Consider the following 25943-nt stretch of genomic DNA (forward strand, 5'->3'; position numbering starts at 1 on the left):
TTGCCGGTCCACAGTCGTGGACGGCACGAGCTTGATCAACGGAAGATCGGGGACGTCGAGTGTCGCGGATCTTCCGTTGATCAAGGTGCGAGACCGGGCGACGATGTCCGCGGAACCACGTAGGTACCTAGCACCCTTGGTTCTGACCCGAATCGCCACTCACGACCCACGCGACCCGCCTCCCACTCCAGCACGCCAAGGGCTGACCCTCTCCCCGCGTTTAGTCCTCTAAATGCTCAAAGCTCGGTGACCTTCCCGTCAGCCACTTCCAGCCGCCGGGTGGTCTCCACCGCGTCCAGCATCCGCCGGTCGTGCGTCACCAGGAGCAGCGTCCCCGGATACTCCGACAGCGTCGACTCCAGTTGCTCGATCGCAGGCAGGTCCAGATGGTTCGTCGGCTCGTCGAGCACCAGCAGGTTCACCCCGCGCGCCTGCAGCAGCGCCAGCGCCGACCGCGTCCGCTCCCCCGGCGACAGCGTCGCCGCCGGCCTCAGGACGTGCGCGGCCTTCAGCCCGAACTTCGCCAGCAGTGTCCGCACGTCGGCGTCGGCGAGTTCCGGGACCTCGCGGGCGAAGGCCTCGAAGAGCGGCAGGTCGCCGAGGAACAACTTGCGGGCCTGGTCGACCTCGCCGACGACGACGCCGGAGCCGAGCGACGCGGCGCCCTCGTCGACCGGGACGCGGCCGAGCAGGGCGGCCAGCAGGGTCGACTTCCCGGCGCCGTTGGCCCCGGTGATCGCGACCTTGTCCGCCCAGTCGATCTGCAGATCCACCGGGCCGAGGGTGAACTCGCCCCGCCGCACCACCGCGCCGCGCAGGGTCGCCACCACCGCGCCCGCCCGGGGCGCCGCGGCGATCTCCATCCGCAGTTCCCATTCCTTGCGCGGTTCTTCGACGACGTCGAGCCGTTCGATCATGCGATCGGTCTGGCGGGCCTTCGACGCCTGCTTCTCCGTCGCCTCGCTCCGGAACTTGCGGCCCACCTTGTCGTTGTCGGGGGCCTTGCGCCGGGCGTTCTTGACCCCCTTCTCCATCCACGAACGCTGCATCGCGCCACGGGCTTCGAGGGAGGCCTTGGTGTTCGCGAACTCGTCGTACTCCTCACGGGCGTGCCGCCGCGCGACGGCGCGTTCCTCCAAATAGGACTCGTAGCCGCCGCCATAGGTCCGCACCTGTTGCTGCGCGAAGTCGAGTTCGACCACGCGATCCACGGTGCGGGCGAGGAATTCGCGGTCGTGACTGACCAGTACCGTCCCGGCGCGCAGCCCGGTCACGAACCGCTCGAGCCGGTCCAGCCCGTCGAGGTCGAGGTCGTTGGTCGGCTCGTCGAGCAGGAAGATGTCGTACCGGCTCAGCAGCAGCGAGGCCATCCCGGCCCGTGCCGCCTGCCCGCCGGACAACGACAGCATCGGCAGGTCGAGGTTGATCGTGAGCCCGAGTTCCGCGGCGACCTCGCCCGCCCGATCGTCCAGATCGGCCCCGCCGAGCGCGAGCCAGCGGTCGAGGGCCTCACCGTAGGCGTCGTCCGCGCCGGGTTCACCCGCGGTCAGCGCCTCGGTGGCGGCGTCGAGCGCGGCCTGCGCGGCGGTGACACCGGTGCGGCGCGCGAGGAACGCGCGGACGGACTCCCCTTCGCGGCGTTCCGGCTCCTGCGGGAGGTGACCGACGGTGGCCGTGGGCGGGTTCAGCCGGATGCTGCCCTCTTCGGGCGGCACGAGGCCGCCGAGGGTCTTCAGCAGGGTCGACTTGCCCGCGCCGTTGACGCCGACGAGCCCGATCACCTCGCCAGGGGCGACGACGAGGTCGAGACCGGAGAACAGAACACGGTCGCCGTGGCCGGCGGCGAGATCCTTGGCAACGAGTGTGGCGCTCATGAGATCAGTGAGTCTACGGGGACCGATTGAACAGCTCGTGGTCCCTCGGAAGAGTGGCAAGTATCCAACCGATCACAGAACGTGGGTAACCTGGTTGTTCTTCTGGACCCGAACGAACCCCCGAGCATTGAGGTCGGTGACAGCAAATGGCGGATTCCGCCACCCAGGTCCCCGTCGCACACCAGCAGAAAGGCGGTACCCGTAGGCCGACGCTGAGCAGGCGGCGGGAAGTCAGTCATGCCAGCGCACGATCGCTCCTGATGACGATCCTCGGCGAGTACGTCCTGCCCCGTGACCAGCCGATTTGGACGTCCACGCTGGTCGAAGCGCTACGGGTGCTCGACATCGAGGAAAAGTCGGCCCGGCAGGCGCTGGCCCGTTCTTCCGCCGAAGGCTGGGTCATCTCCGAGCGCGTCGGACGAAGAGTGCGCTGGTCGCTCACTCCTCCAGGCAGACGCCTGCTGACCGAAGGCGCGGAACGGATCTACGCCTTCGGTAACGAAGAGAGGGAATGGGACGGCCATTGGCTGATGCTGATCGTCTCGGTCCCCGAAGCGAAGCGCGACCTCCGGCACCGGCTGCGCACGCGCCTGACCTGGGCCGGGTTCGGTTCCCCGGTCGCGGGTGTCTGGGTCAGCCCGGACCTCAGCCGCCAGCGGGAAGCCCAGCAGATCGTGCAGGAACTCGGCCTCGACGCGCAGGCGATGTCGTTCACCGCCGCCTATGGCGACGTCGGCGACCAGGAAACGATGGTCGCGCGATCCTGGGATCTCAGCGAACTCAAGGACCGCTACGAAGACTTCATCGACCGTTTCACCGGTTTGCATCCTTCAGGTGAACACGGCGTCCTCCGTGCGCAGACCGAACTCGTCCACGAATGGCGCAGTTTCCCGTTCCTCGATCCACGGCTCCCGCTAAAACTTCTTCCCGACGGCTGGAGCGGCGTGCGCGCGGCGGAGCTTTTCCACCGCAAGCACGTGGAATGGCGACCAGAAGCACAGTCCCAATGGGACGAACTCGCGGACACCTCCGGCTAGGGTCACGAAAAAAGATCTAGCGGAGGGAACACCGCCTTGGCCACCTCGATCCGCCTCGACCGCGAGGACGGCGTCGCCGTCCTGACCATCGCTTCGCCGCCGCTGAACCTCTACACCGCGGAACTCCAGCACGAACTGGGCGAGGCGATCGGCGACCTGGAGGCCACGCCGCCGCGCGCGGCGCTCATCCGGGCCGAGGGGAAAATCGTCAGCGGAGGGGTCGACGTCTCCCTGTTCGACGCCCAATCCTCCGCGGCCGAGGCGAAGGTTCTCTTCGACGAGATGCTGGCGATCCCCGACCGGATCGCCGCGCTCCCCTTCCCCACCGTGTTCGCCGCCCACGGCCTCTGCCTGACCTGGGCCTTCGAGGTCGCGGTCGCCTGCGACATCATCCTGGCGAGCGAGAAGGCCAAGTTCGGTCTCGTCGAACGGGTCGTCGGCCTGACCCCGACCATGGGCGGCACCCAGCGGCTCGCCGCCCGCGCCGGTGTCGGCCGCGCCAAGGAGTTCGTGATGACCGGCGCGACCTACGACGCCGCGACCCTCGAACGCTGGAACGTGGTGAACCGCGTGTTCCCGGTGGATGGCTTCGACGAGGCCGTCCGCGCTTTCACGAACGACCTCGCGCAGGGCCCGACTCGGGCGCACGCGGCCACCAAGAAGGTCCTCGAACACTACGAGCACGGCGGCGTCGCCGAGGCGAACGAGCACATCACGACGATCGCCGCCGGTCTCTTCGACACCGAGGACCTGCGCGGCGCGGTGAAGTCGTTCCTCGCCGACGGTCCTGGCAAGGCGACCTTCACCGGCCGCTGAGCCGCTGTGCAGTGACCGCTAGGGCCGCTGACCGACCGCGTCCACCACGCCGGACGCGGTCACCGCCGTCCCATTGCCGCCCAAGTACAGGAACGTGTCCGCGGCGAAGACGATCGTTTCCGGTTTCGCCACCTTGGGGTCGTCCTCCGGCCTGAGCGGCCAGGTGATGCCCACACCGGGCCTGCCCGCCCCGTCCTTGGCGTGGTCGACAGCGCGCAGGCCAGGCACCTTGGCCGCCGCGCGGAACAGGGCCGCCCGGACGGCGGGCGGAAGGTAGGTCTCGTTCGCCAGCGCGACGACATCCTTGCCCATCGCGTTGTAGTCGCCCTTTTCACCGCTGTGGTCGGCATTGCCGGCGTTGAGGTAGGCGAACATCGCGTCGGCGTCGGTGGGGAGATCAGCCCGGTAGCCGGGCCTCGGCGTGCACGGCTCCGTGACACCCTTGAGCGGCTCCTCGCCCTTGTACGCCTGCGCTCGCCCGTTCCGGCAACCCGGGAGCGGGAAGGAACTTCCGTCCGCCATCTTGATCAACCCGTCGTGGGTACCGTCCGCCGAAACCCACGATTCCCGCTCGCCGTCGGGCTGCTTGGTCTTCGTGTAGATGAACTGGTTCGGCTTCGGTGGCGTGTCGGGCGTCTTCAGTGCGGCCGCGGCGGCGTTGCTGAGCACCGTCACGGGATCCGCGGCGGCCGCAGGCGGTTGGAGACCGACCTGCTCGACCGGGGCCAGCGCGACGACAGCGGTGATGGCGGCGGCCAGGCCTGCCGCCCCCACCCCGGTCCAGACCCAGCGCCGCCGTTTCCGCAGCGGCACCACGTTTTCCGCTTCGGCGGCGGCGATTTCGGCCATCAGGCGCGCCCGCGCCGAGCCGAGCGCGCCGGATTCCGCGAGCGGGACCGATCCGGTCCGCTCGGCGATCAACTGCAGCTCATCCATGGGTGGAGATCTCCTTCGAAGTCGTGATGTCCTGATGCCCCAGTGACTCGCGGACCTTCCGGCGGGCGCGGTTGAGCCGCGAGCGGACGGTGCCGAGGGGAATGCCCAGTGCCGCGGCCACTTCCTCGTAGCTCAGGCCTTCCCCGGCGAACAACGTGAGCGCGTCCCGATCGCCGTCGGTCAGTCGTGCCAGCGCGGAGTCCAGCAGCTTCCCCATCGCCTCGGCGGTCACCTGCTCGGCGACGCGCTCGGCGTGCCCTTCCTGCTCAGGTGGCGGGCCGAGGGCTTCGCGCAGTTTCAGCTCTCTGACCTCCTCGCGGCGCCGCTGCGCCACCAGGTTGGTCGCGATCCCGTAGAGCCACGGCCGGGCGTCGCGACGCTCGGTGTCGTAGCCCGCACGTTTGCGGAAGGCCACCAGGAACACCTCCGCCAGCGCGTCCTCGGCGGCGGCGGGCCCGATCCGTCTGACCAGGTACCGGTGGATATGCGCGGCATGGCGGTCGAAGATCGCGGAGAACCAGTCCGACCTGGTCACCGACCTCGCGATCAGCTCGGCGTCTTCGAGATCGCCCAGATCCGCCCCAGATGTGCTCATGAACCGCCCTTCACCGTTCGACAGTGTCACCTGCTATCCGCAGGCGCGGCCGAACGGGTTCACGCCCGCCGAATCGGTCTAGACCTTTTATGCGAGCCGCGCTACATTCAACTGTGGTCTAGACCACAGTTGACCACATCGCGCCAGTTCAGATCAGGTTCAGTCTCGCCGCCTCTTTTGGAGAGAACCGCCATGAGACGCACCAGAAAACGACTACTCAGCGCACTCACCGTGACACTCCTCGCCACCGGGCTCCTCGTAGCCGCCGGTCATCCGGCATGGGCGGCGGGCCGCCTCCGCGCCGCCTTCATCCTGACGGGCACCACCGGTGAATACACCGTCACCAACCCCAGCAGTGAAACCGTCACCGACTGGTCCATCACCTTCACTCTTCCCGCCGGCGTGACCGCCACGAGCGGCTCCAACGCCACGGTCTCCCAAGCTGGCAACCAGGTCACCCTCACCCCGGCGTACTACATCAAGTCCCTCGCGCCGGGCCGTTCGACCTACCCTTACAGCCCCTCGTTCCGGCTCAGCTCCGCGGTCAACCCGGCCACGTGCCGGATCGACGACGCCAACTGCGACGGGTCGGGCGACACGCCACCATCGACGCCCGCCAACCTGCGTCTCGTGGCGAAGACGACCACGACCGCCGCTCTGGCCTGGAACGCGTCGGCCCCGGGTTCGCTGCCCGTCGCCGGCTACGACGTCTATCAGGGCACCACCCTGGCGGCGTCGGTCACCGGCACCGAAGCGAGGATCACCGGGCTGACGCCGAACACGGCCTACAGCTTCACCGTCGTCGCCAAGGACCGGAAGGACGCCAAGTCCCCGCCCACCCCGGCGCTGGCGGTGACCACCAACAACCCGGGCGACGACACCCAGGCACCGACGGCGCCGTCGAACCTCCGCTCGACCGCTGTCACGTCGAGCTCCATCGCCCTGGCATGGACCGCGTCCACCGACAACACCGGCGTCGTCTCCTATGACGTCTACCGCGGCACCACGCTGGCCACCACGGTGACCGGGACGACGGCGACGGTGAGCGGGCTTTCACCGTCCACTTCGTACTCTTTCACGGTCAAAGCCCGCGACGGGTACGACAACGTCTCCGCGGCGAGCGCCGCCGTCAGCGCTCGCACCGGCGACATCGTGAACGGATACGCCCGGGTCGGCTACTTCGTCCAGTGGGGTATCTACGGCCGTCAGTTCTTCCTCAAGAACCTGGTGACCAACGGATCCGCGAGCAAGCTGACGCATCTGCTGTACGCCTTCGGCAACATCGACCCGGTCAACCACACCTGCCTTTCGGGTGTCACCAAGGGAACGACGTCGAATCCCCAGGATCCGAACCAGGGTGACGGCGCGGGCGACGCGGAAGCCGACTACTCGCGGCCGATGTCCGCGGCCCAGTCCGTCGACGGTGTCGGCGACACCGGCTGGGAACCGTTGCGCGGCAACTTCAATCAGCTGAAGAAGCTCAAGGCCAAGAACCCGAACCTGAAGGTGCTCATCTCCTTGGGCGGCTGGACCTATTCGAAGTACTTCTCCGACGCCGCGGCGACACCCGCGTCACGGCAGAAGTTCGTCGCTTCGTGCATCGACACGTACCTGAAGGGGAACGTGAAGGCGTACGGCGGCGCAGGCGGGCCGGGAACGGCCGCGGGCATCTTCGACGGCATCGACATCGACTGGGAATGGCCGGGCAGTCCCGATGGGCATCCCGGCAACCACTGGAGCGCCAACGACAAGACGAACCTGACCGCACTGCTGGCGGAGTTCCGCACGCAGATGGACGCCTATGGCGCGACCACCGGCAAACGGTACGAGCTGCAGGCGTTCACCCCCGCCGACCCGGCGAAGGTGAAGGGCGGCTGGGAGATCCCGAAGATCTTCGACTACCTCGACGTCGCGAACGTGCAGGGCTATGACTTCCACGGCTCCGGCAGCGACAACTCATGGGAGCCGAACCGCACCGGCCACCAGGGAAACCTCTACGCCGACGCGGACGATCCGTACAACTTCAAGTTCAGTGTCGAATCGGCGATCAACGCCTACACCGAGGCCGGGGCCAATCCACGGAAACTCACCCTCGGGCTCGCCTTCTACGGGCGAGGCTGGCAAGGGGTCGCGGACGGCGGCAAGAAGGGCGAATGGCAGAGCGCGACCGGCGCCGCGCCAGGCCAGTTCCCCGAGGAAGCAGGTACTCGTGGCTACGCGAATCTCCTGGCCAGTGTCCCTAACTGCACCGTCCAGCACGACACCGCGGCCGTGGCCACAGCGTGCTACACCGGCAATGGCGGGCAATGGTGGACCTTCGACGACGCCTGGTCCATCCAGCAGAAGGTCGCCTGGCTCAAGACCAGAGGGCTGCTCGGAGTCATGGCATGGGAGATGTCGGGTGACACCGGATCCCTCATGACCACAGTGGACAACTCACTGAAGTAAAGGTCCGTGAAGGCCTCCTTGCCTACCTTGAGAGTAGGCAAGGAGGCCTTCACGGATGCCTCGGTTTGCTGCACAGTGTGCCTGTGACTCCTGCGAACGACGACCGGATCCTGATCATCGTCGGCTCCTACACCGCCGCGAGCGACGGCAACGGTGAAGGCATCGGCACCTTCTGGCGTGATGGACGGACCGGGAAGCTGACCCCGGCGGGCTCCCTCGAACTGGACTCGCCGAGCTGGCTGACGCCGCATCCCACGCTGCCGGTGCTCTACGCCGTGAACGAGACGGCCGAGGGCGCCGTCACCGCCGTGGCGGTCGCCGAGGACGGCACGCTGGAAGCGTTGAACTCGCTGCCGACCGGCGGAGCGGATCCGTGTCACCTCGCGATCACGCCCGATGGCCGGTTCCTGTTGTGCGCCAACTACAGCGGCGGAAGCCTCGCCGCCTTCGCACTCGGCCCGGACGGGGTGCCCACCGTGCGCACGGCGCTCGTCCGGCACGAAGGTACCGGGCCCGATGCCGAGCGGCAGGAAGCCGCGCACGTGCACATGGCCGTGGTGGACGAGACCGGCACGCTGGTCAGCGCGGTCGATCTCGGCACCGACGAGATCCGCAGTTACCGCATCGGGGAGGACGGCGACCTCATCCCGGTGGCGGTGTCGCCGCTCCCCGCCGGCACCGGTCCACGCCAACTGGTCCGGCGTCCGGGTACCGGTCATGCCTACGTCGTCGGCGAGCTGGCAGCCTCGTTGGTGACGGTGCGCGAAGAGCCGCCAGGCACTTTCACGGTGGTGAACGCGGTCCCCGCGACGCTGAACCCCGGCGGTGCGAACCTCCCAGGTCAGCTTGAATTGCACAGCGACCGGTTGTACCTGTCGAACCGCGGTCCCGACGCGATCACCGAGTTCACGCTCGACGACGGCGTCCTCCCGAAGACCGTCGCCGACCATGGGACCGGTACATGGCCACGGCATTTCTCGATCGTCGGCGAGCATTGTTATGTCGCGTCGCAGAACAGCGACGTGATCCAAGCTTACGAACTCGCGACCTGGCAGCTCATCGGCAGTTATCCGATCGGAAGTCCGGCCTTCGTGGGCCCCTGGCGCCACTGAGCCCTTTTCAACTTCCCGTCCTGGTGACATTGTGAAGGACCGTCACGGCCTTGACCAGGCTGGTGAACCGGGTGGTACTGCACCGGAGCTTGCGCAGGAGACGCCAACCCTTCAGGGCTGCGTTGGCCTGCTCCCCTACGGCCCGGATCCGGGTGTGTGAGCGGTTGGCCGCCTGCTGGCCTGCGGAGAGACTCGCCCACCGCCCCAATAGGGCACACGCACGGTGCCGCCGGCGCCGCGGTAGCCCTTGTCAGCCCAGCAGCGGAGGTCGGCGGCGGTCAGTGCCTCGATTATCCCGTGGGCACGGCGGCCTTGAATGTCGTGCACAGCGCCGGGCAGGGCGGGCGAGGCCCACAACGGCGATCCGCCGGGCCCGGATCGCGTCGGCCAACTTGGGCGCGAGCGCGGCAAGCAGGTCGACTGCTTCGCGGATGTAGCGGCAGGCAGTGGCCACGCCGATCCCGAAACCGGCGGCGAGGCGTGCGAGGTATCCCCGCAGCGCAGGTGCGAACTGAACAGGTCGATCGCGGATGGGTAGCCAAGCATGGCGAAGCTCCTGGTCGAGCGAGTGATCTTGGTCGTGAACTCCGCTATGAGCAGCTTCGCCACATTCAGCCCCTGGGGACCGACGAACTCCAGCCTGTCGCAACCAGGTTGGGAAGTGCTCACTGCCTGACGGGTGATGTTCCGGGCGCGATACTGGCCTTTATGACTCCAGCGAACCGCCCAGACAAAGTCCACTTGAGGGCATTCACCGAGGCCGACCTCGCCTTTCTCGACCGCCTCTGCACGGATCCCGATGCGCTCGGCGAGTTCGAGTGGCCCGGATTCGGTGATCCGAGGGCACGCCGCAAGCGATGGGAGATCGACGGGTACATCTCCGCCGAGTCCGCGGCGGTTGCGATCGCGCGGGCCGACGACCCGGTTATCGGCATCGCCACCTGGAAGCCCCGCGGCTTCCCCTCGGGTGTCACTTACGAGATCGGCGTGGGGGTGCTACCCGAGCATCGTGGACAGGGGGTGGGCACGGTGGCGCAGAGGCTGCTCGTGGACTACCTGTTCGGCCGCACGACTGCGAACAGAATCGAAGCCCTCACCAATGGCGGTAACCTCGGCGAGCAGAAAGCCCTCGAACGCCTGGGGTTCCGCCGGGAAGGGGTCATGCACGGCAGGTCCTTCAACACGGCGAGTATGTCGATGTGCTCGTCTACGGTCTGCTCCGCTCAGAGCATTGTCCCGGAACGCCGTGAGCACTCCTCCCAACCTGTTCAGAGTGAGGTTGGAAAAGACCCACTGATTCATTCAGCGGGCTGAACGCTTTGTTCAGCCCGCTGAACAAAGCGTTCAGTTCTTTCTTTTCGAGGCGAATTAAGGTCTTGACGCAACTGGTTCAGACCATGACACTGAATCACACGCCGCCGGTGACCTGGCTCACACCCGCCCGAGGAGAACCATGTCCCTACCGAGAAAACTGCTCGCCCTGGCCACGCTCATCCCCTTGGCGCTAAGCCTTTTCAGCGCTCCTGCCCAGGCAGCGCCCGCTACCTTCACCCACCCCGGCGTACTGGTCAGCCGCCCGCAACTGGACTTCGTGCGCGCCAAGGTCCAAGCGGGCGCGCAACCATGGAAACAGGCTAACGACGCGATGATGTCGAGTTCGTACGCGTCCCTGTCCCGGTCACCGAAACCACGCGCCGTCGTCGAATGCGGTCCCTATTCGAACCCGAACATCGGGTGCACCGATGAACGACAGGACGCGATCGCCGCGTACTCCCTTTCCCTCGCCTGGTACATCACCCGCGACGCGAAATACGCGACCAAGGCGATCGAGATCATGGACGCCTGGTCTGCGGTAGTGAAAGATCACACGAATAGCAATGCTCCCCTGCAAGCGGCGTGGTCGGCCTCCTCATGGCCACGCGCGGCGGAGATCATCAAGCACACCTACCCCAACTGGCCGAACTCCGGCCGCTTCGGCACCATGCTGCGGAACGTGTACCTGCCCGAAGTGATCAACGGCAGTCACAGCAACGGAAACTGGGAACTCAGCATGACCGAGGCCGCGGTCGGCATCGCGGTCTTCCTCGACGACAAGGCGAGCTACGACAAGGCCGTCGCGAAGTTCCGGACCCGCGTCCCCGCCTACCTCTACCTGACCAGCGACGGAGCGCTCCCCAAAACCGCGCCCGGCAGCGGCTTGGACACCCGCGACAAGATCGTGAAGTACTGGCAGGGCCAGACGACGTTCGTCAACGGCCTCTCCCAGGAGACCTGCCGCGACTTCACCCACACCGGCTACGGCCTCGCCGCCATCGCGAACTTCGCCGAGACCACCCGCATCCAAGGTCAGGACCTCTACCCGGAGATCGCCGACCGTCTCCGCGAAAGCCTCGGCTTCCACGCGAAATACCAGATGGGCGCGGCCGTCCCGTCGTGGCTGTGCGGCGGCAGCCTCAAGCTCGGCCTCGGCCCGGTCACCGAGGTCGGCTACAACCACCTCCACACCCGCCTCGGGCACACCATGAGCAATACCGAGGCCCTCACCCTGCGTCAGCGCCCGGCAGGCACCAACAGCCTGTTCGTCGCCTGGCAAACCCTCACGCACGCGGACAACCCACAGTGACTCCGTGAGGGCCGCCTGATTGCGGCAGGGCGGCCCTCACGGTCCGTTTCCGCAGCTCAGACACACAGTGACCCCTGGTTGCAAGCCAGGCTTTCGGACCCGCTAAAGTACTCACATCGCACTCCACGGAGCGCGGGTCCGGGCTGTGGCGCAGTTTGGTAGCGCACTTGACTGGGGGTCAAGGGGTCGCAGGTTCGAATCCTGTCAGCCCGACCGGATCGACGAGCCCGCTGGCTCTGGGTGAAAGCCCAGGCCTGCGGGCTTTTCGTGTCCCCTTCACATGCTGCCGTCCCTGACGATTCCGGACGAAGAACAGCCGCCGTAACAGGACGTGAGCCAGAGCACCATGGGCCGCTCGGTAGGCCATGGCGCCTTCGAGGGCCGCATCGCCGAGCCGCTCGCCCGCTGAAGCGAGTGTGGCTAGCCCTACCCCCTCGGGCGGCCAGACCCATACCGCGCCGCGCGTGTCCTCCTTAGAGTCGAAGGGCTCGGGCTGTCGCTGGCGACCGTGGAGAAGCTGATGGAAGCCGATCCCGCACCAATTCGAGCCGCGCCTTCGTTCGGGTCGCGAGGTAAGTGACGATCCCACCGAGGACGCCACCCAACGCACCACCGAGCAGCCCGATGTAAACCTGCATGCGTCGGACAGTATCGCCAGTTACGAGCGATTCGACAGGGTGCGCCACAGACTCCGGCGGCACCGCTGCTCACCCCAGCCTCGGGTCGAGGATGATTCGGGTGTTTCTCGTGAGCACGGTGCTCGCGGTCAGCCCGAACATATCGTGGAAGGCGTCGCTGAAGTGGCTCGGCGAGGCGAACCCGGCCTCCGTCGACGCCCTGGTGAGGTCCGCGCCGTCCGCCCTGGCCGCCGCGACGCGCAGCATCCGCGCCCACATCCGGTAGCGGCGGAAGCTCGTGCCCGTCTGCGCCGAGAACAGGTGCAGGAACCGCGACGTCGACAGGCTGATCTCGGCGGCGACCTCCGGGGCGCTCAGGCACGGGTGCGCGCGGAGCAGGCCCAGCGCGGTTCGGATCCGCTCGTCGGCGAGGTCCGGCTCCAGGTAGAGGAACAGCATCCGGCCCTCGGACACGACCTGGTGCCGCGTCCTGGCCGGGATCAGCGCGCTGCGGACTTTCTGCTCGTTGTCACCGATACGCAGCAGGAACGGCGTGTCGACGCCGACCGCGAAGCAGTGCACGGAGCTGAAGTGGGGGTGGAGGTGGAGCGATGGGCCGAGGTAGGCGGCGTGGCCCGGCCAGAGCCAGATTGTGGCCCGGTTCTGCGGGCAGCACGTTTCTGGAAGCGCGGCGTCGTCCATACCCTCGATGATTCCACGCGTGCAGAGCAGACGAATGAGATTCGGGCAGGCGTTGTTCGTGGTGGTGGGGCTGATAAACGTCGTGCCGGGGGTGGGGGCGGTGTCGCCGGGGTCGATGCGATCGGCGTACGGCGTCGGAATCGGGAGTGCGGACCTGGAGGTGTTGCTGCGACACCGGGCGGTCCTGCTCGCCCTGACCGGCGCGTTCGTGCTCGTGTCGGCGTTCCGCCCGGCACTGCGCCGTGCCGCGATCACCGGCGGCGCCGTCAGCATGGGCTCGTTCCTGCTCTTGGCGCTGACCACGACGCCGGTGAACGAGCAGGTGCTCCGGGTGGCGCAGGTCGACGCCGCAGCGCTGCTGCTCCTGGCAGCGGGAGCGGCGCTGGTGCGGACCTCCGGGGAGGGCGCATGACGACAGCCATTATCGCCCTCACCGCAGTGTTCTTCCTCGGCATGGGCACCTACGCGCTCATCGTGCCAGCAGCGCTCGCCAAGCCGTTCCGCATCGTCGTCGACGCGCCGGAGAGCCGATCGGAGATCCGGGCCGTCTACGGTGGTTTCGGGCTGGCGATCGCTGCCGTGCTTATCACAGCACTGTTCCTCGACGGCCTGCGTACCGGCGTGGTCGTCACAGTCGCGGCCGCCCTCGCCGGGATGGCCCTGGGCCGGCTCATCTCCCGGCTCGCCGACGCCCCCACGCGGTTCTACCCGGTCTGGTTCTACTTCGGGGTGGAGGCGGTCACGGCCGCGCTGCTGTTCGCCGTGAAGTGACGAGAGACCGGCCGGTCGCCGTGGGGCGCAGAAACGCCACGACGACCGAGCCGGAATCCGCGGCATGTGCCCGCGCTTGTTTCGGAACGCGGGACAAATGCGTCAAGCGAACTGTCACCGAAAGCAAAGCCGGACGAACGGCCGGCGAATCGGCTATCCCGGCGAGCCCGACGGGTGAGCTGGCCCTGGGCGTTGGCCAGGTCGGCTTGCAGCGCGGCCCGGCTCGCCGCCGGTCACTGCGGGGCCGGCCCGGGCAGCGTGGACCTGACCGAGCCGGTGGGTTCTCCGGGCGGTTCGCAACAGGTGCAGTGCAAGCGGGCTCTGTCGCTCGGTCGTGTGCTACGTCGGTAGCTGCGGCGAGGTTTGTACCGCCCTTATCAGTCGGCGAGTCCGCGCCAGGTGGCGAACTTGGTGAGGTCGGGGTTGCTGCGGCGGTGCAGGCTTCTCGCTAGGTCCCGGCGGCGAGGCGAGGGGCCGGGGACGCCTGGCCGCTCTCACTCGCGAGTAGCTCGGTGATGCCAAGCCCAGCGACTATGGTCACGCTTTTCTCCTTGTTCAGGAAGCGCAAACCCATGAAGTTGTCGCCGGTCGTGAATCCCGGCAGCGCCCACACCCGCTCGTAGGGGATCGTGACCGGGCAGAAGGCGCGGAAGGTGTAGACATTGCGCCACAAACAGCGGGCCGGATCCGGGGTCCACAGTCGACGGGCGAGTTCGTCGTTGCGCAAGAAGCAACCGACCGTTCCGATCCCGCGCACATGCTTCTGCCCGGTGAGAAGTACGAAATCCCCTGTGTCGAGCGTGTCCATTTTCCTGTCGTGCTGTGCGGTCGCGCCCCAGAAGTGAGCTTGCCCGTCCGGGTGCTCGGCGTCCAGTTCGGTACGTTCCGCAGGACTCAGCTCCTCGGCATACCACGGTCGCCGGAAGGGCACCAGCCGCTCCAGCGTCTGCGCCCAATGCCGCCGCGCCTCTTTCGTGCGGTACGACGGCTGAATTATCACCCGCATGGTTTACGGTTGCCCGCCTCGTACCCGCCGAAACCTCCCATAGGTGCCCGATGACCGCGGCCTGGGCGTCGGTGTTTGCTTTCGTTCGTCGAACCTCCGCCTCCGATCACTCCACGGCGAGCTCTGAACGCACCAACCGCGCCCGGCTTGTCCGGATGACCCGGCCGACAAGACCAGGGACGGCCGGCACCATGGCGTTCACCAGATGGCTGCTGAGCACCGGCCGCGACACCGGTTCGCCGTGGGTTCTGCGCCTTGCCCTCGCGCAGCAGGCAGTCGCCACCACGCACGCTGGTGATCTCGGCACCGCGATGACCTCGGTGGCCGAGGAGGAAGCGATCGCGGACGCGTTCGACGATCCGCCGATGGTCTACGCGAGAGTGCACGCCACCGCGTTGCGCGGCACTGGTCGCGAACGCGCACTGGGCCGCCGCGGTGCTGTACAACGCCTGCGCGGGCTACCCGGCAAGCGACCGCACCGGGCGATCTCTATCTCGCGGGTATCGCGTTGCCGGAACTGATCGAAGCCGCCGTCCGCTGCGGCGAGCTCGACGCAGCCACCGAAGTCCTGGAGAACCTCACCGCTCGCGCCGACGCGAGCGGTACCCATGGGCGCTGGGCGTCACCGCCCGTCAAGCCTGCCGCTGGGCCGCACTGTCACTCTCCATCTGCCTCACCACCTACCGTCGTCGCTTGGGGCGCACAGGTGAGCGCATATCGAAGCAGGATGTCATCTGGCCGAACCCTCTAACCGCCGACAAGTGGCAGGCCCGGCGGGCCGGTTCTCCCCAAACGTGGGAGTGGCGGCATCTACGTAGTTTCCACGATGTGACCCTCTCCCCTCTCCAGGCAACATTCGACATGATCACCGGCGAAGCCCTGCCGGCCACAGATGAGGCCAAGGAGGTCCGGGAACCGCCACGCGCCGACCCCGCTCACTGTCTGGTTCGTCGATACAAGAAGGCACCTCGCATGCGAAAACGACCCATATCGATACTCGTCATGGCCTTGGCGTTGATTGCGTCGGCCGCTCCCGCGCCTGCTGTGGCCGAGAGCGTCGGCACCGACTTCTACGCGGCGCCGGGTCCCCATTCCACGGTGAAGCTGCACCGCGGCCCCGATCACACCTTCTACTACCCCGCCGACCTCAGGGCAGGCACCCGCTACCCGATCCTGCTCTGGGGCAACGGGACCGGTGCGACCCCGGAGGCCTACGACTCCCTGTTGCAGCACCTCGCCTCCTGGGGAGTCGTGGTCGCCGCCGCGAACACCAAGAACTCGGGATCCGGTTCGGAAATGCTCGCGGGCGGCCGGTTTCTGATCGAGGAGAACACACGTCTCGCAAGTCCGTTCCATGACGCCATCGATCCGGTCAAAGTCGGCGCCAGCGGGCATTCACAGGGCGGTGGCGGCACGATCGCGGCCGGCTCAGACCCGCTGGTGACCGTGACCGCACCGGTCCAGCCCGGACCACAAGGCGACGTCCGGGCGTTGCGTGGACCGAGCCTGTTCGTGGCCGGACAAACCGACACCACCGTCCCATCGTTCTATGTCCGAGGCCGGTACCACCACGCGGATGACGCCGCCGCCGTCTTCGCCGAGCTGCGAAACTCCGACCACTACTTCTCCAATGGCGGCGGAAAACGCCTCAAAGGCGTGCTCGCCGCATGGTTCCGCTACTGGCTCGTCGATGACCAGCGCGCGGCCGCCCTCTTCTTCGGCCCCCGGTCATCCTGCGGCCTCTGCAGCGAAAAAGACTCCTGGTCGGCAGTCGAGCGGAACGGCAAGGCGCGACAGATCACGTGACAGGCTCCAAGCCCACCTGGAACACCGCGCCGATACCGGCCGTCGTCCGGACGACCTGGCCGATGGTCACCCGATGGCGCTGGGTGTCACCCCTTCGACTCTGGGGTGGCCCCTCGTCCACCTCGGACGAAGTCCACCTCGTGGTCGTCGATCCACTCCGGGACCGCGCGTCGGGCCAGAGTGTCCATCTAAGCGAACTGACCGATCCCGATGAAGCCGCGCAGATCTACGCGAGATTGTGGATTCACTTCATCAGCGAAGAAAACAGCGCCGGAACAGCCGATCCACCGGTACGCATCCCAGGCCGTCCCATAACATCCCGATAGTCGCGGCGGCGACCGCACAATGGTAGAAGGCGGAGGCTATGTTCCTGGCAGCACGCGCCTGGCGTCGGTTGCGCGAAACATACAGCGAATACCGCCCTCGCCCGCCCGCGATTGTTGTCGGCTGCCCGAGGTGCAAAGTAGGAAGTTGGCGTTGACGACCGTTTACCGGTGTCGTCGATATTTTCAGGATACGGAAAATAAGAAAGGGTAAGCATGCCTGTTTTCGCGCGTCGCAAACTCGCCACCACCGCCACGGCCGTGATGCTCGCCGCCGGTGCGCTGGTCGTGCTCCAGCCAGGCGCCTCAGCGTGGGCGGGCACACCGCAGGGCGCGAATTGGTGGACGGGCACCTATCCCGGCGCCGACTGGCAGCGCGCCGACGCCGCCGCCGAGGGCTTCGACCCGGCCAAACTCGCCGAAATCGCCTCGGCCGCCCAAGCCGACGGCTCGAACTGCATGGTCGTCATCCGCCACGGCCGCCTTGTCGGCGAGTGGTACTGGAACGGCACCAACGCCGACTCGGCCCAAGAGGTCTTCTCGGTCACCAAGTCGGTCACCAGCACCCTGGTCGGCATCGCCCAGTCCCGCTGGAAGCTCAATGTCGATGACAAGGCCGCCAAGTACATCCCGGCTTGGGCAGGCACCCCAGCTTCCCAGGTCACGGTGAAGAACCTACTCAGCAACAACTCCGGCAGGCACTGGGACGCGGTCACCGATTACGCCACCCTCCCCACTGCGGACGACCGCACCGCCCTGGGTGCTTCCCTCCCGCAGGAGCACCGCCCCGGCGACGTCTGGGCATACAACAACGCCGCCATCCAGACCCTGGACGACGTGCTGAGCAAATCCACCGGCGTCGAACCGGCGGACTACGCCGACAAGAACCTGTTCGCCCCCATAGGAATGCGTGACACCCGCCTGACCAGGGACCCGTCGGGCAACACCAACATGTTCTTCGGCATGCAGTCCACCTGCGTGGACCTGGCCCGTTTCGGCCACCTGTTCCTCAAAGACGGACGGTGGAACCTCCGGCAGATCGTGTCCAGCCGCTGGGTGCACGAGGCCACCGGCAAACCGTCCCAGCCCATCACCTCGTCTTACGGCTACCTGTGGTGGCTCAACAACCTCGGCGCCGTCGCCAACGCCCTGGTCCCGATGACCCGCGAAGACAGCGCCAACGCCCCCCGCGGGCGCATGGTGTCGAACGCGCCCGCGGATATGTACTGGGCCATCGGTCTCGGCGGCCAGGTCGTCCAGGTGGATCCCGGCTCCGACACCGTGGTCGTCCGCCTCGGTCCGATGAACCTGACCAACAAGAACTGGCCCGCGACGAGTGCCCGGGTGGTCACCGAGGCTCTGGTTGGTCGCTGATTCAGGCTGGTTGTCTGCTCAATGGGGTGAAGCGGCTTCTTCGGGACCCCTCCGCAGGAAGATCGCCGTGAGAAAGAGGGTGGAAAGCCTCCGGTCTCACGGTCCGTTGGCATTCATAGTGAGTGCCTGCGCAAAGGACGCGACCCGATTCCGCAGCTCAGGTCGAGCCTGCCCGGGGATTCCCAGTGCCCGGTCGGCCCAGCGGACGGCCTGTTGGAGCCTTCCGCGTTCGAGCAGATACGGACCGAGGGCGTCGACCAGTCGCAACGCCATCTCGGCGTGGCCGCGCCCGTCCGCGTGATCGAACGCACCTTGGAAGTCACCCATTTCCCTGTCCAGTTCCGCCCACATTCCCTCCGCAGTAGCCCGCGTTTCGGCCAGTAAGACGCAATGCAACGTATGCCGGTCGCGCACCTTGTCGGCCTCACCAGCATCGACGAGCTTGGCAAGGGCGTATGTGCGGACCGTTTGCAGAAGGTAGTAGCGGCGGTCCAGGGTGACAGACATCATCGATCGGTCGACGAGCCGTGCCACGACAACGGGCACATCGTCCACGCCTTCGCCGCAGACCGACTCGATGGTTTTCAGTGTGCCGCTGTCCAGAATGGACACCCGTCGCAACACGATCCGCTCCGGCTCGGTCAGCAGCTCCCAGCTCCAGTCCAGCAAAGCCGGCAGAGTCCGCTGCCGGGCAGGGCCGCCGTGGTTCCCCCTGGTCAGCAGACGGAACCGATCGGTGAACCGATCGGCGAGGTGCCTCACGCCGAGTGACCGCACCTTGGCCGCCGCCAGTTCCAAGGCCAGTGGCAGGCCGTCCAAACCCCGTACGAGCTCCGCGACCGCACCGAAGTTCGAATTGTCCATAACGAACAAGGGGTCCGCATCCACGGCCCGGGCGCAGAAAAGACGGACCGCGCTCGACGACCGGACGTCCTCCAGGTTCGCTCTGGCGGCAGGTGGATCCAGGGGTGGTACCGGTCGCAGCATCTCCCCTGCTATTCCCAGTGGTTCCCGGCTCGTGGCCAGGATCCGTAGCCCTGGGGCCGCGGTCAGCAACCTCCATACCAGTTCCGTCGCCTGGTCGGCCACATGTTCACAGTTGTCCAAGAAAAGGAGCATCCGTTTTCCGCGGACGTAACCGGCGAGACGGTCGATTTGGCTGACGGGTGTGTCCTCGTGGATGTCGAGCACCGCCATCACGGCTTCGGCCAGCGTCTCACCTGACCGGACGCTCGCGAGTTCCACCAGCCATACGCCATCGGGGGTGACATCGGCCCAGGATCGGTGGTGCGCGACTTCGAGGGCCAGCCGTGTCTTGCCGACACCACCAGGCCCGGCGAGGGTGACCAACCGCCGTCCGGATAGCACCTTGAGAATGTCCGCGACCGCATCGTCGCGACCGACGAGTTCGGTGACCGGTGCGGGCAGGTTCGTCCGCACCGGGGAGGGTGGGATGTCGATCTCCGAGTCCCTCGTCAGGATCGCGCGATGCAGCGCGACCAAGACAGGGCCTGGGTCGAGACCTTGTTCTTCAGCCAATGCGCGCCGCACTACGTCATAGGCCGCAAGGGCCTCGCCTTGCCGTCCCGACCGGTACAGAGCACGCATCTGCGCTGCCCTGAGCCGCTCCCGTCCCGGGGCGTGATGAACCCACTCGGCCAGCTCGGTCACCACGGCTTCGTGCTCACCAAGTTCCAGGCGCGTCTCGGCTAGATCCTCGACCGCGGTGAACCGCGCCTCGGTCAGGCGTCGAGCCGCTGGGCGAGCGAACGCCTCGTCCTCGAAGCCCGCGAACGCCGCTCCACGCCACAAGTTCAGGGCGTCGGTCAAGGCACGCTTACGCGTCCACGGATCGTCCGCATGTCTGGCCTGCCGCAGTAAGGAATCGAACCGGCCGGCATCGGACGGTTCGGTGAGCAGCAGCCGGTAACCGGCCTTACCGTGCTCGACGAGTGTTCGTCCACCGGATTCGGCCTCTTCCAACGCACGCCGGAGCCGGGACACCCGGACCTGCAGCGCATTTGAGGGATGGGCAGGTAGGGAATCCTGCCACAGGGCCTCGATCAGCGCGTCGACAGCCACAAAGCCACCGTCATGCGCCAGCAGAACCGCGAGAAGGACGCGCACGTCCGCTCCGCGTATTGCGACCGAGCCGCCATCCGATCGCCATACCGCGAGTGAGCCGAGCACCCCGAACCGCATCTCTCTACCGTATCCGTGGACAGCGGATGGACAGCGACCGGCAAGCGACGCGGTGGACCGTGACGGCATGAACACAGAACGACCCGAGCGCCCCAGATCGCTGGTGGGGCGGCTGCTCCCACTGGCCGTGGCCCTGTTCGCCGTGGGCACGGACGGTTTCGTCATCGCCGGGCTGCTTCCGCAAATCGCCGCCGACCTCGAGGTCGGCGTACCGGCGGCCGGACAGCTGGTCACCGCCTTCGCACTGGCCTTCGCCGTCTCCGCTCCCGTCCTTGGCGCGGTGACCAGCGCGATGGACCGCCGCAATGCGTTATTGCTGGCGCTCACGATCTTCATTGCCGGCAATGTCGTCACCGCGATCGGCTCGAGCTACGCGGTAGTGCTCGCGGCCAGGATCGTCACCGCTCTCGGTGCCGGCCTGATCGGCACCGCCGCGTTCAGCGCCGCAGCGGCAATCGCGCCGGTGGAGCGCCGGGGCAGGGCATTGGCGCTCGTCATGGGCGGGCTTACGGCGGCGATCGCCTTCGGCCTGCCCGCCGGGACGTTGATAGGAGGCAACGATTGGCGTTTGACGTTGTGGGCTGTCGCGGGCCTCGGCGTCGTCGCGGCGATCAGCATCGGCATCGGCATCACGCTACCGCCGATCACCCTGCCCGTCGACGGTCTCCGGGCACGGCTCGCACCGCTACGTGAGCCGTGGGTGTTCGCCGTACTCGGGGTGACGGTGATGACGTTGGCGGGCACCCACCTGCTCTACACCTACATCGGCCCGGCGCTTGGCGCTGCCACCGGCGGATCCGCGACGTCGCTGACGATGGTTCTGCTGGCCTGGGGTGTGGGCAATATGATCGGGAACGGCTTTTCCGGCCGACTCGCCGATCGGTACCCGCCTCATCGGGTCGTGACCGGTGGCTTGACAGCCGCGGCGGTCCTGCTGGCATTGAGCCCCCTTCTTGTCCGATCGCTGGAGACCGCGACGCCGTGGGCGCTACTCTGGGGCGTGTTCGTCTCCTTTCCGGTCGTACCTCAGCAGAGCCGCTTAGTGGCACACGCACCGAGCGCGTCGGCGGTGCTGCTCGGGTTGAACAGCTCGGCCATCTATGCCGGTGTCGCACTCGGCGGGGCGTTAGGTGGCATGCTGCAGAACCACCTCGACCCTGCCCGGCTGGGGCTCGCCGCCGCCTCGGTCAGCATCGTTGGGCTGCTGGTGAATCTCGCGACCTCCAGGCGCTCGCCGGCTCGCACGGTGACTCGCCACCGAGTGGCCGCCAAGGAATGACGCGACCCAGCCAGATTGGGAATACGTACAAGATGACGAGCGCATCGTCTGCTCATGACGAGAAAGCTGACCCGTTCGAGCAGAAAACACACGATCGAATATGAATCCAGTGCTCCACACGATCACATGAGGCCTTTTCATAAGACGGTTACACCTAGGTGGCTCGCGACACAGTTGCCGACGGGAGCGCCCGGGCGCCCCAGTACGTTACAACCGCTTGGAAGCACCCATTCAACACGCCGTTCGCCGCCATGACAGGAAGCAGCCGCGATTCGGCCATGACTCTTGATCGAGGATCCATAACCGGCCGCACATCGATCCACACCCGAGCCGGTGCGGCGTCAGGCCGATCCAGAGGGTACGCATGGCCGACCCAACCGGTACACGTGATATCGGGATTTTCCACCGGGCTGCCCGCTTCGATCCCGCGTTGAGTTCTCCAGAACCATAGGCTTGGTAGCAGGTGCGGATCAGGCTCACGTTCGGGTGTTCGTGCGCCTGCCCCGGCGCGGCCGAGGCCGTCCCGGCGGTCAACAATGTGCCGAGAGCGGGGTGGCCCCTACATCGCGCGCGCAGGACGGCTGCCCTGTCGATGGGTGTGCTTCGGCTTTCCACAGTTTGCTTCTTTCCGGGTAGCCTGCCGCAAGACAAACATCGGCACTCCCGCTGCTCCAATGCGCGACACTCACTTCTCGATTATCGCCAAGGCGCCTTTCATTCAAGATGAGGACAAGCCGAATTGCCGCCCGAAATACCGTTGAGCGGTAGAAGTTTGCTGGGTCAGACGCCCTCGACAGCCCCTGGCGAAAGGAAATCCACACCATACTGGCTCGCCACACTCAACCCCTCCTCCATGCACTCGGTCTTGTCCAGCTTGTCGAACAAGGAAGCCAGCTGACCGGCTGGGCTGACCCAGAACAACGCTCGAGTCGGCACATCGCCGCGGTTGTAGTAGGCATGCGGAAGGTTTCTGGGCATCCGCACGGTGTCACCCGGACCTGCTGTCTCCCACTTCCCGTCGATGTAGAGGGTGAAGAGTCCGCTCAGAACGTAGATGTGCTCATCTTGCCGCGGATGCACGTGCGGTGGCACCCCGGTCCCAGGAGGGTCGAACGTCTCGAACGCGAAACTCGATTCACTGGATGACTTCATCGTGTAGGTATGGCCGAACACGTTCCATACCCTCGACCCCATGGCCTCGTTCGCGGGAGTGATCCCTTTCGGCAGCGGGCCGAGCACGATCTCTTCGCCTGACATGACACCTCCTGATGAGCCTACCCCGCCCACTATGCACGGCCCACGCCACGCTGCCAACAGATTCCGCCTGTATGGAGCCCGTGATGCGATCCCTTGTCCACAGGAGTCATCATCCCGCAGGACCACGAATGACCAACATCGCCATGCGGCGCACAGCTATCGAGACCCTATGCCCAACGCAACCAGAGCCTGTCCGGCGAGAATGGCGGCCGCCACTTACAGCACCCGGAACGGCCACCGGCGATTCCCCAGTCTCACACCGTCGCGGAGTAACCGGTTTCAATGAGCCTTGCTATCGGTTTCAGCGCGGCGGCGATCTTCCTGCGGTCGGTGTAGGACACGAACCGCATCGCCGCGCGGATCAGGTGGACCGTGCAGGTCTCCCGCGGTGGTCTGTGACCAGGTCGCCTCGATCGCCTCGGGCAGAAGGAGAGCAGGTAGCTGATTCGCCCCCGGACACAGCAGCCGCTCATCGGGAATCCGGAGTACGACGGATACCCGCGCGGTCACGATCGGGCCCCGAGCCAGAACCCACCTGACCGCCAGTATCGATGCATCTTCAGTCATCACTGATACACATCAGACAATGAAGGCGAGCTTAATTCGCATGGTGAGCCACGACCAATTGGACCCGTTATCGTTCACTGAGATTCTCTCAGCTTGAATCCGTTACTTTTCGCTGGAATTAGCAATTACATCTGGAGGGACTGTGAGCGAAGAATTGGGGCGACGAGCCGTTCTCGGCGGTGCCGCGGCGGCCGGGATAACCATGCTGGCCTCCGGTACTTCTGCGGCTCAGGAAGATCAGCGAGGCAAGGGACGGTTCGCCGGCAAGGTCGTGGTGATCACAGGCGGGACGTCCGGAATCGGCAGGGCCGCTGCCCTCGCCTTCGCGTCAGCCGGTGCCAAGGTCGGCTTCTGCGGCAGACGAGAAGAACTCGGCCGAGAGGTTGAGCGGGAGATCCGACGAACGGGCGGCGAGGCGATGTACTTGAAGGCGGATGTCCGGGTGCCCGAGCAGGTACAGGCGTTCGTCGACGGCGTCGTCCATCGGTACGGCAAACTCGACATAGCATTCAACAACGCCGGGATCTACCGTGGCAAGCCATTGCACGAAGTGTCAGTCGAAGAGTGGGAGAACATGCAGCGCACTAATGCGCGCGGAGTGTTCCTCTCAATCAAGTACGAGGTGCCACACCTACTGAAGGCCGGCGGCGGGGTCATCGTCTGCACCGCGTCCGCGCAGGCACAGCAAACCCGCCCGGGGAACGCTGCTTACAGCGCGAGTAAGAGTGCTGTACAAGGCCTGGTGCGCGCGGCCGCCCTGGATTATGGGGCGAAAGGTATTCGCGTCCTGTCAATCGATCCCGGTACGACTGACACAGGCCTGGCCCGTCCGCAGGGCATTCCAGACGACGTGTGGACCAAATTCAAGCAGGCATGGGGCCCTCTCAACGTGCATGGTTTACCCAGGATGGGCGAGGCCAAGGAGATCGCCTCGGCCGTGCTCGCGCTGGCATCACCTGATTTCGCGTATTTGACAGGTGCTTCCGTCCTGGTCGACGGCGGGCTGAACACCGGGCGGCCTATGGTCATGCCGCCGGGATTCACCCTCCTCACCTGACGCGGCGGAGGCCCTTGGCGTTTCTCAGCGGTGGGCGACTTGAGTTGAGACGGAGAACGTCGTTACGGCCTGATTGACGAAGATCAAGTCCGGCAGCGGAGGCTCTCCGTAATCAGCCCACGTCTCCCCCGACGCCGCACCCTGATCGGCGACGCGATACTCATGGTGCCGGTTAGTAAGGCATCGGTCGTCACCGGAACCGGATTTCAGGAGCGTTTCCGAAGCGTCAGCCCTGCCGACTTCGCTCGACATGCCGAGTCTCACCGGGACCGTCCTGGCGTTCGCGTTGATCGCGCCGGCCGGAGAGCCCGTTCAGCGCGGCCGCCGTCGACCGGCTCCATGACAGACCACGCACCGAATACGACAGAGAACTACTTGTCCGAGGCACAGGGAACACCGTGTTCGGACAACTCGGCGCACCGGCGATGACCGCAGTCGTCTTGCGCAGCTCAGCCAACATCCAACGTCGGTGCGAAGATCAAACCCCGCAGAAGGCCTACGTCGGAAAGCTGCTCGCTCTGCGTCGCATTCTCGCGTCCTGACCCGACAGCCACAGCAGGAACTCGTCCGCGAGCAGTGGGATCGGCCAAAATCCCTGCGGACATGCACGGCGGGCGCGACACCTACCGGTTGTCCAGGTCGGCATAGAAAGCGTTCAGCACAGCGGCGCCCCGTGTTGGGTCCTGCATCATCCACCAGTGCCCAAGGCCGTCCAATACGGCTTCCGTGGCGGCGAATCGCTCAGCCGCACGGTGCGCGAACTCAGGCCCTCCGACGAACCGGTCTTCCGTAGCGTTGATGACGAGCCCTGGACGGCGTTCCTCCGCAGAGAGACCGGTGCCCCAATCGATGGCCGAGAGGTCCACCGCGGAGCGGTACAAAGCCAGAATGCATTTTCCCATCTCGGGGCCGGCCTCCGCCGTTGCCTTCGCGGCTTCAGTGGTCATCCCGAGCGCGACCAAGTTCGCGACCTGTTCGTCGAACGGAGCGCCGAACATCTGCTGAATCGCGACTTCCCCCGCATCGGGTGTCTGCCAGACCTGCGCAAGATCGTGCCAAACATAGGCCGGGTCGCTGGCTCCGGCCACGTCGTTGCACCAGGAGCGGATGAGGTCGGGCCGGGTGGCGGCGACACGCTGCACGTGATTGCCGCCCCAGTCGTGCCCGACCAGATCGATCGACCCGTCGATCAGCTCGAGTTCGGCGATGAGCCAGCGGAGATACTCGTCCGAGGTAGCGCCGAAACCGTCGGGTACCGCAGCACCGAATCCGGGTGGTGAAAGCATGATGACGTCGGTCCTGGCGAGTTCACCGCACAGCGGTTCCCAGATCGCCGCGGTCTCGGGCACTCCGTGGACGAAGACGACAGGCATCCGCAACTCCGAGGATCGTGAGGACAAGGGCGAGTGAGGTCGCGTCGACGAGTCTGGACGCCCGCGCATCCATCAGGACGCGAACGGGCATACGACTTCATACTAGCGATCTTCAGGGAGAAGGACAGTTACCTTCCTGCCCAATGAAAGATCATGAGGCGGCTCCTT

At 66.3% G+C, this 25943-nt stretch carries 21 protein-coding genes, 1 tRNA gene and 2 pseudogenes; 14 read left to right on the forward strand and 10 right to left on the reverse strand.

Annotated features, from left to right (window positions below; all coding sequences use genetic code 11):
* Nucleotides 1–236 precede the first annotated feature (236 nt).
* On the reverse strand, nucleotides 237–1874 hold the full coding sequence (locus ACZ54P_RS31785) for an ABC-F family ATP-binding cassette domain-containing protein (RefSeq protein WP_465465283.1): 1638 nt from the start codon (nucleotides 1872–1874) through the stop codon (nucleotides 237–239).
* 146 nt (nucleotides 1875–2020) lie between these two features.
* Between ACZ54P_RS31785 and ACZ54P_RS31790 the strand changes: the two genes are divergently transcribed.
* Nucleotides 2021–2911: a PaaX family transcriptional regulator gene (locus tag ACZ54P_RS31790; RefSeq protein ID WP_465465284.1), complete on the forward strand. Its 891-nt coding sequence runs from the start codon at nucleotides 2021–2023 to the stop codon at nucleotides 2909–2911.
* A gap of 36 nt (nucleotides 2912–2947) precedes the next feature.
* Nucleotides 2948–3727: an enoyl-CoA hydratase/isomerase family protein gene (locus ACZ54P_RS31795; RefSeq protein WP_465465285.1), complete on the forward strand. Its 780-nt coding sequence runs from the start codon at nucleotides 2948–2950 to the stop codon at nucleotides 3725–3727.
* Nucleotides 3728–3745: 18 nt separating this feature from the next.
* Here the strand turns inward: ACZ54P_RS31795 and ACZ54P_RS31800 are convergent, their stop codons facing one another.
* Together ACZ54P_RS31800 and ACZ54P_RS31805 are read right to left on the reverse strand one after the other, a co-directional pair.
* The gene (locus ACZ54P_RS31800; protein ID WP_465465286.1) at nucleotides 3746–4663 is read right to left on the reverse strand and encodes a CU044_5270 family protein; all 918 of its coding nucleotides are present in this window, start codon (nucleotides 4661–4663) and stop codon (nucleotides 3746–3748) included.
* On the reverse strand, nucleotides 4656–5258 hold the full coding sequence (locus ACZ54P_RS31805; protein WP_465465287.1) for an RNA polymerase sigma factor: 603 nt from the start codon (nucleotides 5256–5258) through the stop codon (nucleotides 4656–4658). The genes ACZ54P_RS31800 and ACZ54P_RS31805 overlap by 8 nt, the downstream gene beginning before the upstream one ends.
* A 231-nt stretch (nucleotides 5259–5489) precedes the next feature.
* Here ACZ54P_RS31805 and ACZ54P_RS31810 point away from each other — a divergent pair, with 231 nt between their 5' ends.
* Complete coding sequence (locus ACZ54P_RS31810; protein ID WP_465465424.1) at nucleotides 5490–7706, forward strand: glycosyl hydrolase family 18 protein; 2217 nt, start codon at nucleotides 5490–5492, stop codon at nucleotides 7704–7706.
* 83 nt (nucleotides 7707–7789) lie between these two features.
* The gene (locus ACZ54P_RS31815) at nucleotides 7790–8818 is read left to right on the forward strand and encodes a lactonase family protein (protein ID WP_465465288.1); all 1029 of its coding nucleotides are present in this window, start codon (nucleotides 7790–7792) and stop codon (nucleotides 8816–8818) included.
* A gap of 7 nt (nucleotides 8819–8825) precedes the next feature.
* Here the strand turns inward: ACZ54P_RS31815 and ACZ54P_RS31820 are convergent.
* Nucleotides 8826–9364, reverse strand: a pseudogene (locus tag ACZ54P_RS31820) (transposase family protein).
* Nucleotides 9365–9526: 162 nt separating this feature from the next.
* Here ACZ54P_RS31820 and ACZ54P_RS31825 point away from each other — a divergent pair.
* The 3 genes from ACZ54P_RS31825 to ACZ54P_RS31835 all read left to right on the forward strand — a co-directional run bounded on the left by ACZ54P_RS31825 (nucleotide 9527) and on the right by ACZ54P_RS31835 (nucleotide 11654).
* Nucleotides 9527–10132, forward strand: a complete 606-nt coding sequence (locus tag ACZ54P_RS31825) for a GNAT family N-acetyltransferase (RefSeq protein ID WP_465465289.1) — start codon at nucleotides 9527–9529, stop codon at nucleotides 10130–10132.
* A 139-nt stretch (nucleotides 10133–10271) separates the two neighbouring features.
* Nucleotides 10272–11441, forward strand: coding sequence for an alginate lyase family protein (locus tag ACZ54P_RS31830; protein WP_465465290.1), 1170 nt, complete (start codon nucleotides 10272–10274; stop codon nucleotides 11439–11441).
* A 139-nt stretch (nucleotides 11442–11580) separates the two neighbouring features.
* Nucleotides 11581–11654: transfer RNA gene (locus tag ACZ54P_RS31835), tRNA-Pro, on the forward strand.
* Between the two features lie 494 nt (nucleotides 11655–12148).
* Here ACZ54P_RS31835 and ACZ54P_RS31840 read toward each other — a convergent pair.
* Nucleotides 12149–12760 (reverse strand): helix-turn-helix domain-containing protein, encoded by a 612-nt coding sequence (locus ACZ54P_RS31840; RefSeq protein ID WP_465465291.1) that lies wholly within the window; start codon nucleotides 12758–12760, stop codon nucleotides 12149–12151.
* Between the two features lie 19 nt (nucleotides 12761–12779).
* On the opposite strand from ACZ54P_RS31840, the gene ACZ54P_RS31845 reads away from it, so the two are divergent.
* Together ACZ54P_RS31845 and ACZ54P_RS31850 are read left to right on the forward strand one after the other, a co-directional pair.
* Complete coding sequence (locus ACZ54P_RS31845) at nucleotides 12780–13172, forward strand: hypothetical protein (protein WP_465465292.1); 393 nt, start codon at nucleotides 12780–12782, stop codon at nucleotides 13170–13172.
* Nucleotides 13169–13531, forward strand: coding sequence for a DUF4345 family protein (locus tag ACZ54P_RS31850; protein ID WP_465465293.1), 363 nt, complete (start codon nucleotides 13169–13171; stop codon nucleotides 13529–13531). The genes ACZ54P_RS31845 and ACZ54P_RS31850 overlap by 4 nt, the downstream gene beginning before the upstream one ends.
* A 448-nt stretch (nucleotides 13532–13979) precedes the next feature.
* Here ACZ54P_RS31850 and ACZ54P_RS31855 read toward each other — a convergent pair whose 3' ends face one another.
* A complete protein-coding gene (locus ACZ54P_RS31855; protein WP_465465294.1) occupies nucleotides 13980–14537 on the reverse strand; it encodes a hypothetical protein in 558 nt (185 codons plus the stop codon).
* 191 nt (nucleotides 14538–14728) lie between these two features.
* Here ACZ54P_RS31855 and ACZ54P_RS31860 point away from each other — a divergent pair, with 191 nt between their 5' ends.
* The 3 genes from ACZ54P_RS31860 to ACZ54P_RS31870 all read left to right on the forward strand — a co-directional run bounded on the left by ACZ54P_RS31860 (nucleotide 14729) and on the right by ACZ54P_RS31870 (nucleotide 18040).
* The gene (locus ACZ54P_RS31860) at nucleotides 14729–15058 is read left to right on the forward strand and encodes a hypothetical protein (RefSeq protein ID WP_465465295.1); all 330 of its coding nucleotides are present in this window, start codon (nucleotides 14729–14731) and stop codon (nucleotides 15056–15058) included.
* 172 nt (nucleotides 15059–15230) lie between these two features.
* The gene (locus ACZ54P_RS31865) at nucleotides 15231–16343 is read left to right on the forward strand and encodes a poly(ethylene terephthalate) hydrolase family protein (protein ID WP_465465296.1); all 1113 of its coding nucleotides are present in this window, start codon (nucleotides 15231–15233) and stop codon (nucleotides 16341–16343) included.
* Nucleotides 16344–16882: 539 nt separating this feature from the next.
* Nucleotides 16883–18040: a serine hydrolase domain-containing protein gene (locus tag ACZ54P_RS31870; RefSeq protein WP_465465297.1), complete on the forward strand. Its 1158-nt coding sequence runs from the start codon at nucleotides 16883–16885 to the stop codon at nucleotides 18038–18040.
* A 96-nt stretch (nucleotides 18041–18136) separates the two neighbouring features.
* On the opposite strand, the gene ACZ54P_RS31875 is transcribed toward ACZ54P_RS31870, so the two are convergent.
* Nucleotides 18137–20167 (reverse strand): AfsR/SARP family transcriptional regulator, encoded by a 2031-nt coding sequence (locus tag ACZ54P_RS31875; RefSeq protein WP_465465298.1) that lies wholly within the window; start codon nucleotides 20165–20167, stop codon nucleotides 18137–18139.
* Between the two features lie 142 nt (nucleotides 20168–20309).
* Here ACZ54P_RS31875 and ACZ54P_RS31880 point away from each other — a divergent pair, with 142 nt between their 5' ends.
* On the forward strand, nucleotides 20310–21521 hold the full coding sequence (locus ACZ54P_RS31880; protein ID WP_465465299.1) for an MFS transporter: 1212 nt from the start codon (nucleotides 20310–20312) through the stop codon (nucleotides 21519–21521).
* A gap of 780 nt (nucleotides 21522–22301) precedes the next feature.
* On the opposite strand, the gene ACZ54P_RS31885 is transcribed toward ACZ54P_RS31880, so the two are convergent.
* Nucleotides 22302–22778, reverse strand: coding sequence for a cupin domain-containing protein (locus ACZ54P_RS31885; RefSeq protein ID WP_465465300.1), 477 nt, complete (start codon nucleotides 22776–22778; stop codon nucleotides 22302–22304).
* A gap of 293 nt (nucleotides 22779–23071) precedes the next feature.
* Nucleotides 23072–23201, reverse strand: a pseudogene (locus ACZ54P_RS31890) (transposase); the annotation flags it as partial.
* A gap of 286 nt (nucleotides 23202–23487) precedes the next feature.
* Between ACZ54P_RS31890 and ACZ54P_RS31895 the strand changes: the two are divergent.
* Nucleotides 23488–24402, forward strand: a complete 915-nt coding sequence (locus ACZ54P_RS31895; RefSeq protein WP_465465301.1) for an SDR family NAD(P)-dependent oxidoreductase — start codon at nucleotides 23488–23490, stop codon at nucleotides 24400–24402.
* 623 nt (nucleotides 24403–25025) lie between these two features.
* On the opposite strand, the gene ACZ54P_RS31900 is transcribed toward ACZ54P_RS31895, so the two are convergent.
* The gene (locus ACZ54P_RS31900; protein ID WP_465465302.1) at nucleotides 25026–25775 is read right to left on the reverse strand and encodes an alpha/beta fold hydrolase; all 750 of its coding nucleotides are present in this window, start codon (nucleotides 25773–25775) and stop codon (nucleotides 25026–25028) included.
* Nucleotides 25776–25943 lie beyond the last annotated feature (168 nt).

The sequence above is a fragment of the Amycolatopsis sp. NPDC034160 genome (genome assembly GCF_055575355.1).